The organism is Priestia sp. SRI_019, from assembly GCF_057586255.1.
Window position 1 is genome coordinate 240,491 of record NZ_JBYCZN010000003.1, and the last position, 15,126, is coordinate 255,616.

A 15,126-nucleotide genomic window follows, 5' to 3' on the forward strand; every position below is an offset into this window, starting at 1 on the left:
ATGGTCATGGTGAACGTAGGCTTCGTGTGGGCAGGTCCTTCTAGCTGTTGCACGGAAATCAACAGAGGTGTCACAAGCAGTTCAGCTCATTTATCCCCATGTTCCGTCTTTAGATTAGATTCATTTTATTATGTCCCACTCTTTTTTTCTTGTAAAATAAAAGAATACAAGTTAAAAAATCTTTATTTGAACGAAAGAAGGGATGATGAAAGTGAAAGATATTAAAAATATTTATTGTGTAGGCCGAAACTACGCGCTGCATGCAAAAGAATTACATAATGATATTCCAACATCACCTTTTTTATTTTCCAAACCTACTCACGCTCTCGTTGAAGCAGATGGACAATCACTCACTCTTCCTAGCGACCAAGGAGAGGTGCACTTCGAAACTGAACTGATTCTTCATATTGGACAATCTTACAAAGAAGGCATAACGGTGGATGAACTCGTTGACGAGATGACGATTGGATTAGACTTGACTCTTCGAGACGTGCAGAGCGAATTAAAACAAAAAAAGCACCCTTGGCTGCTTGCAAAAGGGTTCAAACATTCAGCGGTCGTCGGAAACTTTATTCCATTTGAAGGAGTAGAAGCATCTAAGAAGAAAGACTTTTCGTTAGTGAAAAACAATGAACGCGTGCAGCTGGGGAATATTAAAGATTTGATTTTTGACTTACAAACGATTATTGATTTTACAGGAAAACATTTTGGTCTTGATAAAGGAGATCTTATTTTTACAGGGACACCTGAGGGAGTAGGTCCGCTTACTCATCATGATGAGCTTTCACTTAAATGGGGACAGCAAGAGCTTGGTTCTTGCATCATTTCCTTTCGTTAACAAAAAGAAGCTGAAATAAAAGTAGTTTAGTTGAAGGAAGATCCGAACGATGAATCGAGATTCTTGATAGAGAATCCAACTCGTTCGGATTTTTTATTGTGATGGTGAACGTAGATTATATATTTGCTTCTAGCTATTGATTAGAGGGCAAGGCGAAGACTCCGGCGGGGAAAGTGGAGTGGCTGAGACCCCGCAGAAGGGTAAGTGAAGTTTTGAACGGAAATCAACAGCGGCGTACCAAGGAGTCCAAATCATTTATCTCAGTTCGTATTTAGATTGGCTTGATTTCGTTATGCCTCAATCTCTTTTTTTACGAAGTCTTAATTTTTTAGCCTTCAGAATGAATTTAATATCCAATGGGAAAGCTGTTTCTATCTCCTATAGAAAACGAGGTCCTCAGCATGGTGCTCTTAATTCTTACAACGGTGATTTCTATTTTGAGTGTACTAGTCATGCCAAAACGTATCAGCTGGATAGAAATGTACACAACCTCTTTGTTTGTTATGTTTTTAGGATCGGTAGCAGATATATATCTTGATGTTAAATATGATCTTTATGGCTTCTTTACAAAAGGAGTAGATTTTGAATATCTTTTAGTCTTTATTTTTATTTATCCTGCGACGAATAGTGTATTTTTAAATTTTTATCCCGGGAGTAAGAGTTTGGCTAAAAAAGCTTTATATATTACAGTGTGGGTAATTCTTACAACACTGTTTGAATACATTTCTGCCCAAACAGAAGTGTTTTATTATAACGAATGGAAGACGCTATACTCGTTTTTTTGCTATCCTTTTCTTTATATAGCAATGGTTTTAAATTTAAAAATGATACGCAGGCTTCAGATTATCGATAAACAAAAATAGAAATAAAAAAAAGTAATGATAAATCATAAAAAAATGATATTTTATTAATGGCTATATATGTAATATAGTAAAAATAGAAAATAAACGAAGCAGCATATAAGCAGGGTTAAAAAACATTAAAACGGGAATCTTGACATTAACTTCATGTTTTTAACCAAGTATTGTGAATGAATATACTTATTAATAAATAATATGTTGTAGAAGGAATTTAGCAAAGGAGGCAAGAAGATGTTTAAGCGTAGTGAAAAAATCCAAATTTATGGCGTAACGTTTCACGGAGTCATGAGTGCGAAGCAAAAAGCCGCCCTGCAGGAAATTGCTAATGTAACAGACGAAAAAGACTGGGAGGGGCTAAAAGGCGTGTATTGCTTAGGCAGTGTAAAGGTGCAAGGAAAAGATGTGCTAGGCGTGTACTATGGCCAGTTTAATGATAATCTTCCAAAAGAGAAGCGCAAACTTCAGTTTGAAATTGACTATATTAAATATACAGTAACGGAATGTCCTATTGTCTTTATCGATACAACAAAAAATAAAAAGCCTCATCAATTTGCTTTTATCATTCTGCATGAATTAGGCCATCATGTGGATCGTATGACAAATGGAACGCTTTTAAAGGAAGGAAATAGAACGCAGGAAATGTTTGCTAATACGTATGCTTTAGAGAAATATTCAAAAATAGAAAAGTTCCAAACAAAGAAGTTGAAGAACATTCCATTTTTAGAGGAATCTCTTACTCAATGGAATAAAACTCCTCATCCTGGAGCTTATTCTCTTAGAGTTCAAATTGAATAATTCAAGGGAATAGTTCCTCTCTCTCCGTTTTTCATTTTCCTATCTTTTTCCTCTTCCTTTCTTTTATCCTTCCAATGAACAAAAAGGATTTAATTACCCATAAAGTTTTAAAAGTTTTTATAGTACGAATTATTTACACTATACCCTCCTGTAAATTATGATTATTTTAAGAAAAAACAGAAAATTTTAAAGTTTTAAGGTACAACTTAATAGTGAACAAGCGATGTTGTAATCGTATAGACGAACTGGCATACATATGCGGGTCATACATACAAACGAATCGCTTCCACTGTTATGAAAGCGGATTCAAAAATAGGAGGGGTAATAATGTTAGCTATTCTTGGGTTTTTGATGGTTTGTACATTTATGTTTTTGATTATGACAAAACGATTAACGCCGCTTATTGCTTTAATGGTTATTCCAGTATTGTTTGCAATCATAGGGGGATTCACAAGTGATATTGGAGAAATGGCTTTAAATGGTGTAAAAGAATTAGCACCTACAGGCGTTATGTTAATGTTTGCTATTTTATATTTTGGGATTATGATTGATGCTGGTTTGTTTGATCCAGTTGTAGGAAGAATTTTAAAAATCGTAAAAGGTGATCCACTAAAAATCACAATTGGTACAGCTATTTTAGTTCTTATTATCTCATTAGACGGAGACGGAACAACAACATATATGATTACGCTCTCAGCGATGCTTCCGCTTTATAAAAAGCTAAACATGAAGCCGATGATTTTAGCCTGTATCGCTATTATGGGCAGTGGAGTTATGAACTTAACACCTTGGGGAGGACCTACTGCTCGTGTGATGAGCGCACTGAAGTTAGATGCTTCACAGGTGTTTACACCAATGATTCCAGCCATGATTGGTGGAGCTGTTTGGTTATTATTCACAGCTTACTATTTTGGAAAAAAAGAGCGTCAGCGCTTAGGTGTTATTGATATTCAGGACGTCACAAATGCTCAAGTAGCTTTTGCGGAAGCAGCCGCTGCTGAAGGAATCGAGTACAAGCGTCCGAAGCTTTTATGGGTAAACTTTGCTTTAACAGCTCTATTATTAGTAGGACTTATCACAGCAGTTATGCCACTTCAAATTCTATTTATGATTGGATTTGCAATCGCTATCATGATTAACTATCCAAATTTAGAAGTTCAAAAAGAGCGTATCACAGCACATGCTGGTAATGTACTTGCTGTTGTATCTCTTGTATTCGCAGCAGGCGTATTCACAGGCATTTTATCAGGTACAAAAATGGTAGATGCAATGGGTAATAGTTTAGTAGGATTAATTCCAGATGCTTTAGGGCCTTACATGTCTGTGATTACAGCCATCACAAGTATGCCATTTACGTTCTTTATGTCAAATGATGCTTACTACTATGGGATTTTACCAATTATTGCTCAAGCAGCTTCAGCATACGGTATTGATGCTGCAGAAATTGGCCGCGCTTCATTGATTGGTCAACCTGTTCACTTACTAAGTCCTTTAGTTGCTTCTACGTATCTATTGGTCGGTATGGCAAAAGTCGAACTTGGTGAATTCCAGCGCTTTACTTTAAAGTGGACGATTGGAACAGCGATGGTGATGCTTTTAGTAGCTATTATTACAGGAGTTATTACGCTGTAAAGATCATGAACCTAAAAACTTATCAATTCCGATTTTGGGATTGATAAGTTTTTTTGTCTAAAAAGCTTTTGGAATAAGGAGCGGATATACAAAAAATTTTGATAAAATAGAAGAAGAATAGAACTATAAGGTAAAGGCTAAAGGTGCGATGAAATGAAAAAATGGTTTCAAGTATCGCTGCAAACAAAAATCGTAGGTTTATCCGCAGCATTAATCATAACTGTTATTGTTCTTTTAGCGAGTATTTTCTCTTACATGCAGTTTGTAGAATCTAAAAGGCAAGCTGAGCAGCTGGCTCTTCAAGCAGCCAAATCAATATCATTTATGCCGGAAGTCAAAGCTGCTTTTCAAAAAAAACAGCCGAGTCGCTATATTCAGCCGCTTGCCGAGCAAGTGAGGGAACAAATCGGAGCAGCAAGTATTGTGGTTCAAAACCGTGAGCAACTCATCTATTCTCATTCTAATCAAAAATGGATAGGAAAGAAAAACAAAGAGGCGGTTAACGATAGAGCACTGCTGTTTGGCGGATATTATACGCTTGACGGAGAGGGAACCACAGGTCCTGCAATTATGGGGAAAGCGCCTATTGTCATCAGTCACGGAAAGTATACGGAGGTCGTGGGAGTGGTGACGGTTGAGTTTTTAAAGTCTCATGTTCATGCTCAGCTCATTACGCGTATTCAGCAAATTATCCTATTTTCACTAGCGGTTTTATTGCTTGGTATGATCGGGGGTATTTTTTTAGCTAAAAGTATTAAAAAAGATACTCTCGGTCTTGAGCCCCATGAAATCGCTTCTTTATACCGTGAACGAAATGCGATTTTACTGTCGATAAAAGAAGGAATTATTGCTATTGATCATCAAGGCTTTATTACGATGATGAATACATCAGCTAAAAATATGCTCGGACTACAGATGGAATATTTACATCATCATATCATTGAAGTATTTCCTTATACGAATATGATTGAAGTGCTAGATACAGGAATAGCCCGAAGCGACCAAGAGATTTTTTTGAATGAAAAAACGTTTATCTTAAACTTAACACCCATTATTGAACATCAGCGAATTGTAGGAGTGGTCGCTAGTTTTCGTGATAAGACAGAATTAAAAAGCTTAATCAATACGATTTCAGAAGTACGAAAGTATTCAGAGGATTTACGAGCTCAAACGCATGAGTTTACGAATAAGCTGTATGTTTTGTCGGGTTTGCTGCAGTTAGGGCAGTACAAAGATGCATTTGAGTTTATTCAAAAAGAATCAGCCGTACACCAAACACAAAATCGTATTCTATTTGATCAGATATTAGATTCTAAAGTTCAAGCAATATTGCTTGGGAAGATTGGAAAAGCATCTGAAAAGAAAATTCACTTTTCGGTTGATTCGGAGAGTACACTCGATACGCTCCCAAAACATATTGAAATTTCTCATCTCATTATCATTATTGGGAACTTAATTGATAATGCATTTGAAGCGGTGAGTCAGCAGTCTGAAAAAGAAGTGTCGTTTTTTATTACCGATATTGGTCATGATTTAATTATTGAAGTGATGGATAACGGACCTGGTATATCAGAAGAAGTACTAAATCAAATTTTCACAAAAGGTTTTTCAACCAAAGGTACAGACAGAGGATACGGACTGGCAAATATAAAGAAAATGGTAGATGAACTTGGAGGATCTATTGAAGTGTATAATCAGCCAGAAGGAGGAGCCATTTTTTCAGTTTACCTTCCAAAAAACTGAATCATGAGAAGTAAGGGGAGAGTCGAAATGTTACGAGTGGCAATTGCAGAAGACGATTTTCGAATTGCTCAAGTTCAAGAGCGATTTTTATTAGAAGTAGATGGTGTAGAAGTTGTAGGTAAAGCGTTGAATGCAAAAGAGACGCTTGAAATGCTAAAGGAGAAGAAAGTTGATTTACTTCTTTTAGACATCTATATGCCAGATGAAATGGGAACAGATTTACTGCCGAAAATCAGAGCGCAGTTTCCACAAGTTGACGTTATCGTGGTAACGGCTGCAACAGAAAAAAACATTGTAGAAATCTGCTTGAGAAACGGCGTCGTTAATTATTTGATTAAGCCGGTTATGATGGAATCCTTCATTAATGCTATTAAACAGTATCAAGAGAAAAAGGAACTGTTTAGTACGCATGAAGAAGTTGATCAATCATTTATTGATGCGTACTTTGGACATGTCAGAACAAAGCCAAAAGCGGATAAATCTCTTCCTTCAGGTATTGATGGTATCACATTACAAAAGTCAAAAGACATTTTAAAAAGCATCAAAGGAATTACGATCGAAGAGATGGGACAACACATGGGAGTATCTAGAACGACAGCTAGACGATATTTAGAGTATCTAGTATCAACTGGTGAATGTCACGTTGAATATGATTATGGGATTATTGGACGGCCGGAACGTAAGTACTATTTAGCGTAGCATTAGCCTTGAAGGATGGTATATATGATCAAAAAGCTCATGATAGTGTTTATAAGTGTATTGCTTGTTAGCTGTTCTTCTCCCTCTAAAAAAGACCGTATTGATATGGGGGAAATTGAAATTGTGGCAGCCGGTGCAAAAGGCGGAGGAGCAGATGCAACAGTAAGAGCCATTCAACAAGTGCTAACGGAAAAGAAGATTGTGAAGGTACCCGTTTCTGTTAGTAATAAAATAGGTGGGCAAGGTGAAGAAGGATGGAAATATATTAAACAGAGAAAAGAAGGGAATATTGTTTCCGGAAATTCCAGTTTGCTGATTACAAATAATTTGCTAGGGCAAAGTCAATTAACCTATAAAGACTTTACTCCGCTCGCTATTTTAACATCTGAATGGGAGGTCATCGTAGTTCCTGCTAACTCTCCTATATATAATTTAAAACAGCTCATACGCACGTTAAATCAAAGTGAATTCAGCATGAAAGTAGGAATATCACCTCGCTTAGGAAACGACGATCATTTATCGTTCATGCAGCTGAATAAAAAGGCAGGCGTAGACTCTTCCAAGCTTGAGTTCTTCGTTTACAACAGCAGTCATAAAGTGATCGATGCGCTCGTTCATCATCAGCTAGATGTAGCACCTATGTCCTTATCAGAAGTAAAAAAGCAGTATGAACAAGGGCAGGTAAGAATACTCGCCGTTTCTTCTCCCAGCAGGCTAGAAGAGTTAAAAGAGATCCCAACGTGGAAAGAAGCGGGAATTGACGTAACATTTAGCCATTGGAGAGGCCTAATGGGACCGCCTAATATGACCAAAGAGCAGGTAGCATATTGGAATAAGACAGTGTATGAAATGGTTCATACAAAAGAATGGGAACAGCTGCTTAAAGATAACGATTTAACCTCTTTTTATAAAAATAGCAGCGGGGCTAAAGTCTTTCTTGAACAGCAAAGCAAGCTGTATTCTGACTTAATGGGCGGAACAAATGACGAGTAGACATGATAAAGAAAAGGTTGAGACATGACGAAATGAATCTAATCTAAAGATGAACAAATGGGATATATGAGCTGAACTGCTTTAGACACCGCAGTTGATTTCCGTGCAAGACTTCGCTTTCCGCGGGCGCGCGATGAGTCTCCTCGTCGCTTACGCTCCTGCGGGGTCTCACCTGTCCCGCTTTTCCCGCAGGAGTCTTCGTCTTGCCCTACAATCAACTGCTAGAAGGAACGAAACAGATGAAACCTATGTTTGCTACAACAAAAAATGAACCACTAATCAAACATTTTGATTAATGGTTCATTTTTTCATTTCGGCTAAACTACGTTTGTGTCAACCTCTTTCTATCAGTGTACATCTTTTAAATCCAAGTTTTGAATGAACTCAATAAAAGCTTTTACGATGTTAATTTTTAATGAATCCTCATGATAAAACATCCATGTACTGCGCGTTAAAGGCTGCTGGTCTTTTGTTTTTAACGTGTATCTGTAAATCTCTGCTGCGTCATCAAGCAGCATACTCGGCAAAATCGCATAACCGAGTCCGTTTACAACCATCTTTTTGCATGTTTCTGCTTTATCCACTTCAATACTGACAAGGGGAGGCTGAGAGTAATTTTCAGCCCACCAGTTATCAACAGATGTTTTTAAAAAACGATCTTGGTGATAGTCAATTCGAGGTATATTGGGAAGGTTGTTTATGTCAACAGGCTGTGCAGACGCAATGCAAATCGTTTCTTTAAAAAGCAGCTCTTTCTGATCTTGCCAGTTATAATCACCTTTTACAAACGCAATATGAACATCGTGCTTATAAAGTAAGTGGGCCATGTCGCTGCTCCATCCGGTCGTGACTTTGAATTCAACGTCAGGAAATCGCTCTTTAAATAACCGCAATAGTCCAGGGAGCTTGTAGTCAGTGAAAAAGTTAGACACTCCTAGACGCAAAGTACCGGTTAATTGATCATCCATGTTTAACACATTTTCTTTTATTTTTTGAAGCGTGAGCAGCATTTCTTCTGCGCACTTCACTAAATATTCTCCCTGCGGTGTAAACTGAACTCCGCGGCGTCCTCTGTTCACGATCTGAACATGAAATTCCTTTTCCATCTGCTGCAGTCTATGCGTAAGCGCAGGCTGAGAGATAAACAGCTCCTTGGCTGCTTTTGTAATGTTTTTTTCTCGATACAACACTTGTAGAATAAGCCAATCTCGATCGTCCATACTATCCCTCCAGGAATAAAAAAAATGAATGGTTTATAATAAAATTTCGATATTTTAATTATCTCTAAAATTATACTATAGTTAAGAAGAGGAATGTTCGGTGTAAGAAAGAAAAGCCTTGTAGAAGGAAGGAAGTAGATATGAACGCAAGAATTATTTTTTTACAGTCTATATTTTTTATTTTATTAACAAGCGTGGGAGGATTTCTTTTATCGTTAACAGGTTTATCCATTGCCTGGATGCTTGGGACCCTCATTTTAGCTGCTATTCTAGCTTTCCGAAAGCCGCGTTTTTTATCTCAAACAAGCAAAAAAGGTATTCCAAAATATTGGCTGTACGCAGGACAGTGTATTTTAGGGATTGAATTAGGTCAAAAGATTAACTTGTCTGTATTAACTACGTTTCAATCTCACTGGTCCACCATTACGATCATGCTTTTGCTGTCCGTTGTTTTTTCTCTATTATCCGGTTATTTGCTATGGAAGTTCAGTTCCACAGACTTATTAACAAGCTTTTTCGGCACGACTCCTGGAGGAATGAGCGCAATGCCAGGCATGGCTGAAGAGGTAGGGGCCAATACGGCAGTTGTAAGCATCATTCAAACAATGCGCGTGTTTTTAGTTGTGCTTGCTGTTCCTTTATTTGTGGTCTATTGGGGAAGTAATACAGGTCGGCATGCAGTGGCAGCTACTCCAAGCATTTTTGGGTGGGAATCACTGCTATGGACAGGCGTTTTAATCGTTACAGCAGTAGTAGGCTATTATATAGGAAAAAAACTAAAATTTCCTGCTCCTTGGTTAGTAGGGGGAATGCTTACTGTTGCGATTGTTCAAACAGCTGCTTCATCGTACGCGGGCTATAATCTTCAAGCATACTGGCCTCATTCTGTGATGATTTTATCGCAAATTTTTATCGCGTCAAGCATTGGTTCACGCTTTCATAAAGAAATGTTTATCGGCGTAAAAAAAATTATAGTTGTTGCGCTTATTAATACAATCGGCTTAATTGCTGCTATGTTTGTTTGTGCACTATTCGTCTCCAAAATAACTGGAATCGGGCTTATTACGTCTATTTTAGCGTTTGCTCCTGGAGGCATTGCAGAAATGGCGACTACATCAATTGTACTGCAAGCCGATTCGACGTTGGTAGTAGCCGTCCAAGTGCTTCGAATTTTAACCATTTGGCTGCTTCTTCCTCCGCTGTTTCGCATGTTTCATCAATGGGGAGAAAGAAAAAGAATACATTCACACGTTTCATAATAAATATGTGAATGCACTAGGCAAAGTAATAGAGAGTTTTAAAGAGGAAAATGGGGGGAGAATAGATGAGTAATAAAGAAATAGTGGTCAGTCAGTTCGGGGGGAATGCTGGAAAGTACGTCAAAAGTAAAGGTCATGCGAAAGGCAAAGATTTAGCTGTTTTAGCGGAAATTGCTGAAGAAAATAGAGGAGGAAAGCTGCTTGATGTAGCAACAGGAGGAGGACACGTGGCAAATAAGCTAGCACCTGTCTTTCAAGAAGTAACGGCTTTTGACTTAACTCCTCAAATGCTGCAAAGTGCTGAAGGCTTTATTAAAGAAAATGGTCATGAAAATGTATCGTTTGTTCAAGGAGATGCTGAAGAAATGCCATTTCAAGATGACCAGTTTGATACGGTAACGTGCAGAATTGCACCGCACCATTTTCCTAATATTAAACAGTTCATCAAAGAGGTATACCGAGTGTTAAAGCCAGGCGGACAGTTCTTGCTCATTGATAATGTAGCACCGGAAGTGAATGCTTATGACGAGTTTTATAATCGAGTTGAAAAGACAAGAGATCCAAGCCATTATCGTGCTTATAAAAAAACAGAGTGGCTTTCTATGCTGGAAATGCAAGGGTTCCGTACAGAAGTGCTGACAACTTTTCCAAAGCGTTTTTTATTTGATGACTGGTGCGGGATGATGAATGTTCCGGAAGAGACAAAGCGTGAGCTTACCCAATATATGCTGAATATACCAAGCGGATTTAAGCAGTTTTTTGACATCAAAACGAATCAACAAAGAATTGAATCGTTTCAAGGGGAAGCAATCTTTGTAGCGTGTTACAAAAATAAATAAAAAGAAGCCAACTCACCGGAGTTGGCTTCTTTTTTTACTTATGCTCGTTGGTTTGAACGATTTCCAAAATATTGCGTAATACGATCTAAAATAATCGCTAAAATAACGATTGAAATTCCAGCTTCAAAGCCCGTGCCGACTTCAAGTCGAGAAACTGCACGGTATACTTCCGCACCAAGTCCCGGAGCACCTACAAGAGAGGCAATAACAACCATTGAAAGAGATAGCATGATGCTTTGGTTAATTCCGGCCATAATGGTTTTTGTAGCTAATGGAAGCTGTACTTTAAATAATTTTTGTTTTGTTGTTGAACCGTAGGCATTTGCTGCTTCTACTAAGTCAGCGGGTACCTCGCGAATACCTAGGTTCGTTAAGCGAATCGTCGGAGGCATTGCAAAGATAACAGACGAGATAACACCTGGCACCACACCGATCCCAAAAAAGAAAAGTGCTGGAATCAAATAAACAAATGCGGGCATTGTTTGCATAAAGTCTAAGATTGGCGTAATAATTCGAGCCGTCTTTTCGCTTTGAGATGCCCAAATGCCAAGCGGAATTCCTACTATAATCGAAATCAGTACGCTTGTTAAAACGAGGGCTAGTGTGTCCATGGTTTCTTGCCAGTAGCCAAGATTAAGAATAAATAACAGGCCAATCATCGATAAAATAGTAAATGACCATTTTTTACTTGAAAACCAAGCAATGATTCCGACAATTAAGATTAAAATTAATGCTGGTGGAAAAGTTAACACTAGTACAATAAAACTTACAATACCATCGACAATAGCTGAAATAACATCAAAAAAACCTTTGATATTATCATTTAAAAACGTGACAAAATGGTCAATCCAATTGCCAACGGGAATTTTAGGAATACTATTCATTTACGTTCACCTCATTACTATCAGTACCGGCGAGTGCTTCAATCACTCGTTCTTTTTTAATGATGCCGCGCAGACGATGGTTTTCATCTACAACCGGTAGCGGAAAGCGGCTGATAACCATTTTGTCGTACAAGTTTTCTAGTAGCGTATCTGTTGTAACAGTTGGAATATCCGTATCTAATACGTCTGCTGTCAGTTTATCTTGTTTAATGGCACGGCTAATATCATCTGCAGTTACAACTCCTAAAAGAGTTTTTTTCTTGTCTACGACGTAGATGCTTGAATAACCAGCTTCTTGCATGATTTTAAGAGCCACGCGCGGACCTCGATCTACGGTAATAGATTCGGCACGGTTCATCACGCTTTCAGCTGTGTATACTTTAGCTACATTAACGTCTTCCACAAAGCGCTCAACATAATCATTGGCAGGGTTTGTCATAATTTCTTCAGGTGTTCCTACCTGAACAACACTGCCGTCTTTCATTAAAACGATGCGATCTCCGATTCGAAGAGCTTCATCAAGATCATGGGTAATAAAAATGATTGTTCGCTCCATTTTTTCTTGAAGCTCCAGTAAGAAATCTTGCATGTCTTTACGAATAAGCGGATCTAGTGCACTGAATGCTTCATCCATTAATAAAATATCAGGATCATTGGCAAGTGCTCGGGCCAGTCCGACGCGCTGCTGCATACCGCCGCTCAGTTCACCAGGGTATTGATTTTCGTACCCTTTCAAACCTACTAATTCAAGCGCTTCTTTTGCTTTCTTTTCACGCTCGGCTTTTGGTGTACCTTGAACTTCTAATCCGTATTCTGTGTTATCAAGAACCGTACGGTGAGGGAATAGGGCAAAGTTTTGAAAAACCATGCTCATTTTTTTTCGGCGCATGTCGCGAAGTTCCTCTTTGTTCATTTTTACTACATCGTCACCGTCTAAAATAAGAGATCCAGATGTTGGTTCAACAAGGCGATTAAACATACGAACTAAAGTGGATTTACCACTTCCAGACAGGCCCATAATAACGAAGATTTCACCGGATTTAATTTCGAAGTTTGCTTGATTAACCCCGATTGTCATTCCTGTTTCTTCTAGAATTTCTTTTTTTGTTTTTCCTTTTTGGAGTAAATCAATCGCTTTTGACGGATTCTTACCAAACACTTTGGTTATATTCTGTACTTTTAATTTTACGTGTTCCATATGTCCACCTCAATTGTTGTTTTCATTTACGTTCATTACTCTTTTGTCCAACTGTCGATTAGCTTTTTATGCTTGTTTACCCATTCTTGCGCTGCTTCTTCAGGATTCGAAGATTTTTCAACTTGTGACAGAAGAGGACTGATTAATTTATCATTCATCTGTGCATTATTCATCCATTTTATGACTTGAGGATTTGTCTTTTTAAATTCCTTGCTTGTCATTGTGTAAATGTTGTCAGGGTCTCCAAACGAATTTTTAGGATCTTTTAAGTATTTGATATCAAAGTCTGCAAAAGCCCAGTGAGGATTCCACATAGTAACAACAATTGTTTTTTTGGCATCATAGGCTTTGCGCAGTTCACTGAGCATAGCTGCCTCAGACGATTTTACAAGCGTATAGCTTTTAAGGTTATAATCTTTTAACGCCTGTTCGGCTAATCCATTAATACTGGAGCCTGGGTCAATTCCAATTACTTTGTTATCGACATCAGAAGCAACCTTAGCAAGGTCTTCCGTTGTGTTCACATCTTTCATATAGGCGGGAACTGCGAATCCTAAGCGCGCGTTTTTAAGCCAAGGGTCTTCGATGTTCACTTGATCTTTATATTTTTTGTAAAAAGGCGCATCTGTTGTAGGTAGCCATGGTGCAAATGAAATATCAATATCGTCATTAGCTGTTCCTACCCAAACACCAGCTTTCTCTAAGAAAACAGTTCTAACCTTGTAGCCTCGATCTTCTAAAATGTGTTTCCACACGTACGTGTAGGCGATGTTTTCGGTATAGTTATTCATGCCGATGGTAATGGTTTTTTTATCTTTAAATGTCCCGTTACCGTTGCCGCAAGCTGAAGTAATAACTAGAAGAAAACAAATCATGCTGATTAACAATAGTTTCTTCATGCAGTGTAACTCCTTTATAAAGTTTTAAATCAATCTGACTGATATGTAGAACGGATGCTAAACACAACGAAGTGTATACCCGGTTTTTTTAGGTGGTAAACATAGAAAATATAAAATGTGAAATAGAGTGGGTGATTTTTCGGCGTTATAAAGTTATTTTTAGCTAAAAATGTACATCGTAGTTAAGAGAAAATATGGGAAATAAATGGATGAAATAAGTGACTGTAGAATCAGTTTTACATGTTACCACTCTTTTTTTTACTCCGTCAACTTTAAGTGAAGGATAATTAGGCGATAAAGCTTTATAAATAAACGCAGAAAAGTATCTTTCTAATAAAGATACTTTTTCAGAAGAATAGTTGCTTAAAGAGCGTTATATCAGCATTTATTTTGGATTGTCAAAAGAAGAGAAATAACACTGAGACATATAAAAAGAGCGAGGGTAAAATGATAAAATAAAAAAATATTTTTGAAGCCGGCACACGGCCGATTTTTTAATTAAATTTAAAGATTCAGAAAAATTTATCTTGCATAATTTGCGTTGCTTATAGTAAAATGAATGAAAGTCATTCATTTTATAGGTGGAGGGAAAAAGTTGGTTACAAGCACAAGTGAAAAATACGATAAAATCTTACAGGCGGCGATTGAAGTTATATCTGAAAAGGGGCTTGATAAAACGTCAATTTCAGACATTGTGAAGCGTGCAGGTGTAGCTCAAGGAACTTTTTATCTTTATTTCAGATCTAAAAATGCCCTTGTTCCTGCTATTGCAGAGAACTTACTTTCTTTATCGCTTGACAAAATCAAAGAAAGAGCTAAAACAGCAACAAATTTTTTAAGTACATTAGAGGTAATGATTGACGAAACTTATAAAACAACGGATGAATATAGAGATGTTCTTGTTTTATGCTATTCGGGGCTCGCTTTTGACTATTCATTAGAAACATGGGAAGCTATTTATTTACCTTATTACAACTGGTTTGAAGAGGTATTAAATGAGGCTGTGAAAAAAGAAGAAGTCATCAAACAGCTTAACGTTAAATGGACAGCTAAAACGATGATCAACTTGATTGAAAACGCTGCTGAACTTTTTTATATCGGGCGAGAGCAAGATGTCACACTTGAACAATCAAAGGAAGAACTTTTTCAATTCTTAAAGCGTTCTCTTGTGCCTTTCGTGTAATATTAGCACTGCTGATATTACACCTATCAAAATGACTGACATTCATTCAAAATATACAATAAATTATCAGAAATATAAGTTTTT

The 15,126-nt window shown here is 37.5% G+C and carries 15 protein-coding genes; 10 read left to right on the plus strand and 5 right to left on the minus strand.

The genetic code is table 11. The annotated features are described in order from the left end of the window. Positions 1–205: 205 nt before the first annotated feature. From AC2YJL_RS19540 to AC2YJL_RS19570, 7 genes are all read left to right on the plus strand, one after another. A complete protein-coding gene (locus AC2YJL_RS19540; RefSeq protein ID WP_369361611.1) occupies positions 206–838 on the plus strand; it encodes a fumarylacetoacetate hydrolase family protein in 633 nt (210 codons plus the stop codon). 401 nt (positions 839–1,239) lie between these two features. Continuing rightward, entirely contained in the window at positions 1,240–1,701 is a 462-nt protein-coding gene (locus AC2YJL_RS19545) for a CBO0543 family protein (RefSeq protein ID WP_195695278.1), read from the plus strand. A 228-nt stretch (positions 1,702–1,929) separates the two neighbouring features. After that, positions 1,930–2,493, plus strand: a complete 564-nt coding sequence (locus tag AC2YJL_RS19550; protein ID WP_195695277.1) for an ImmA/IrrE family metallo-endopeptidase — start codon at positions 1,930–1,932, stop codon at positions 2,491–2,493. A 327-nt stretch (positions 2,494–2,820) separates the two neighbouring features. Then, complete coding sequence (locus AC2YJL_RS19555) at positions 2,821–4,125, plus strand: CitMHS family transporter (protein ID WP_025749765.1); 1,305 nt, start codon at positions 2,821–2,823, stop codon at positions 4,123–4,125. A 153-nt stretch (positions 4,126–4,278) separates the two neighbouring features. Next, positions 4,279–5,868, plus strand: a complete 1,590-nt coding sequence (locus AC2YJL_RS19560) for an ATP-binding protein (RefSeq protein ID WP_050689273.1) — start codon at positions 4,279–4,281, stop codon at positions 5,866–5,868. A 27-nt stretch (positions 5,869–5,895) separates the two neighbouring features. Continuing rightward, on the plus strand, positions 5,896–6,567 hold the full coding sequence (locus AC2YJL_RS19565; protein ID WP_028412126.1) for a response regulator: 672 nt from the start codon (positions 5,896–5,898) through the stop codon (positions 6,565–6,567). 24 nt (positions 6,568–6,591) lie between these two features. Beyond that, positions 6,592–7,560, plus strand: coding sequence for a tripartite tricarboxylate transporter substrate binding protein (locus AC2YJL_RS19570; protein WP_369361546.1), 969 nt, complete (start codon positions 6,592–6,594; stop codon positions 7,558–7,560). A 38-nt stretch (positions 7,561–7,598) separates the two neighbouring features. Here the strand turns inward: AC2YJL_RS19570 and AC2YJL_RS19575 are convergent, their stop codons facing one another. After that, on the minus strand, positions 7,599–7,778 hold the full coding sequence (locus AC2YJL_RS19575) for a hypothetical protein (protein WP_082178460.1): 180 nt from the start codon (positions 7,776–7,778) through the stop codon (positions 7,599–7,601). A gap of 129 nt (positions 7,779–7,907) precedes the next feature. Then, entirely contained in the window at positions 7,908–8,780 is an 873-nt protein-coding gene (locus AC2YJL_RS19580; protein WP_013055563.1) for a LysR family transcriptional regulator, read from the minus strand. A 140-nt stretch (positions 8,781–8,920) separates the two neighbouring features. Here AC2YJL_RS19580 and AC2YJL_RS19585 point away from each other — a divergent pair, with 140 nt between their 5' ends. Together AC2YJL_RS19585 and AC2YJL_RS19590 are read left to right on the plus strand one after the other, a co-directional pair. Continuing rightward, on the plus strand, positions 8,921–10,039 hold the full coding sequence (locus AC2YJL_RS19585) for an AbrB family transcriptional regulator (RefSeq protein ID WP_369361545.1): 1,119 nt from the start codon (positions 8,921–8,923) through the stop codon (positions 10,037–10,039). 65 nt (positions 10,040–10,104) lie between these two features. After that, a complete protein-coding gene (locus tag AC2YJL_RS19590; RefSeq protein ID WP_369361543.1) occupies positions 10,105–10,878 on the plus strand; it encodes a class I SAM-dependent methyltransferase in 774 nt (257 codons plus the stop codon). Between the two features lie 38 nt (positions 10,879–10,916). On the opposite strand, the gene AC2YJL_RS19595 is transcribed toward AC2YJL_RS19590, so the two are convergent. From AC2YJL_RS19595 to AC2YJL_RS19605, 3 genes are read right to left on the minus strand one after another with little or no spacing between them, the layout of a single operon-like run. After that, entirely contained in the window at positions 10,917–11,762 is an 846-nt protein-coding gene (locus tag AC2YJL_RS19595) for an ABC transporter permease (protein ID WP_013081885.1), read from the minus strand. Next, positions 11,755–12,960 (minus strand): quaternary amine ABC transporter ATP-binding protein, encoded by a 1,206-nt coding sequence (locus AC2YJL_RS19600; RefSeq protein WP_013081886.1) that lies wholly within the window; start codon positions 12,958–12,960, stop codon positions 11,755–11,757. The genes AC2YJL_RS19595 and AC2YJL_RS19600 overlap by 8 nt, the downstream gene beginning before the upstream one ends. Before the next feature lie 35 nt (positions 12,961–12,995). Beyond that, positions 12,996–13,859, minus strand: a complete 864-nt coding sequence (locus tag AC2YJL_RS19605; RefSeq protein ID WP_251567218.1) for a glycine betaine ABC transporter substrate-binding protein — start codon at positions 13,857–13,859, stop codon at positions 12,996–12,998. 595 nt (positions 13,860–14,454) lie between these two features. Between AC2YJL_RS19605 and AC2YJL_RS19610 the strand changes: the two genes are divergently transcribed. Then, a complete protein-coding gene (locus AC2YJL_RS19610; RefSeq protein ID WP_082178459.1) occupies positions 14,455–15,042 on the plus strand; it encodes a TetR/AcrR family transcriptional regulator in 588 nt (195 codons plus the stop codon). Positions 15,043–15,126 lie beyond the last annotated feature (84 nt).

Excerpts from the sequence above, each read along its gene's own strand:
- AC2YJL_RS19540 (WP_369361611.1), top strand. The coding sequence starts at position 206 with ATGAAAGTGAAAGATATTAAAAATATTTATTGTGTAGGCCGAAACTAC.
- AC2YJL_RS19545 (WP_195695278.1), top strand. The coding sequence starts at position 1,240 with ATGGTGCTCTTAATTCTTACAACGGTGATTTCTATTTTGAGTGTACTA.
- AC2YJL_RS19550 (WP_195695277.1), top strand. The coding sequence starts at position 1,930 with ATGTTTAAGCGTAGTGAAAAAATCCAAATTTATGGCGTAACGTTTCAC.
- AC2YJL_RS19555 (WP_025749765.1), top strand. The coding sequence starts at position 2,821 with ATGTTAGCTATTCTTGGGTTTTTGATGGTTTGTACATTTATGTTTTTG.
- AC2YJL_RS19560 (WP_050689273.1), top strand. The coding sequence starts at position 4,279 with ATGAAAAAATGGTTTCAAGTATCGCTGCAAACAAAAATCGTAGGTTTA.
- AC2YJL_RS19565 (WP_028412126.1), top strand. The coding sequence starts at position 5,896 with ATGTTACGAGTGGCAATTGCAGAAGACGATTTTCGAATTGCTCAAGTT.
- AC2YJL_RS19570 (WP_369361546.1), top strand. The coding sequence starts at position 6,592 with ATGATCAAAAAGCTCATGATAGTGTTTATAAGTGTATTGCTTGTTAGC.
- AC2YJL_RS19580 (WP_013055563.1), bottom strand. The coding sequence starts at position 8,780 with ATGGACGATCGAGATTGGCTTATTCTACAAGTGTTGTATCGAGAAAAA.
- AC2YJL_RS19585 (WP_369361545.1), top strand. The coding sequence starts at position 8,921 with ATGAACGCAAGAATTATTTTTTTACAGTCTATATTTTTTATTTTATTA.
- AC2YJL_RS19590 (WP_369361543.1), top strand. The coding sequence starts at position 10,105 with ATGAGTAATAAAGAAATAGTGGTCAGTCAGTTCGGGGGGAATGCTGGA.
- AC2YJL_RS19595 (WP_013081885.1), bottom strand. The coding sequence starts at position 11,762 with ATGAATAGTATTCCTAAAATTCCCGTTGGCAATTGGATTGACCATTTT.
- AC2YJL_RS19600 (WP_013081886.1), bottom strand. The coding sequence starts at position 12,960 with ATGGAACACGTAAAATTAAAAGTACAGAATATAACCAAAGTGTTTGGT.
- AC2YJL_RS19605 (WP_251567218.1), bottom strand. The coding sequence starts at position 13,859 with ATGAAGAAACTATTGTTAATCAGCATGATTTGTTTTCTTCTAGTTATT.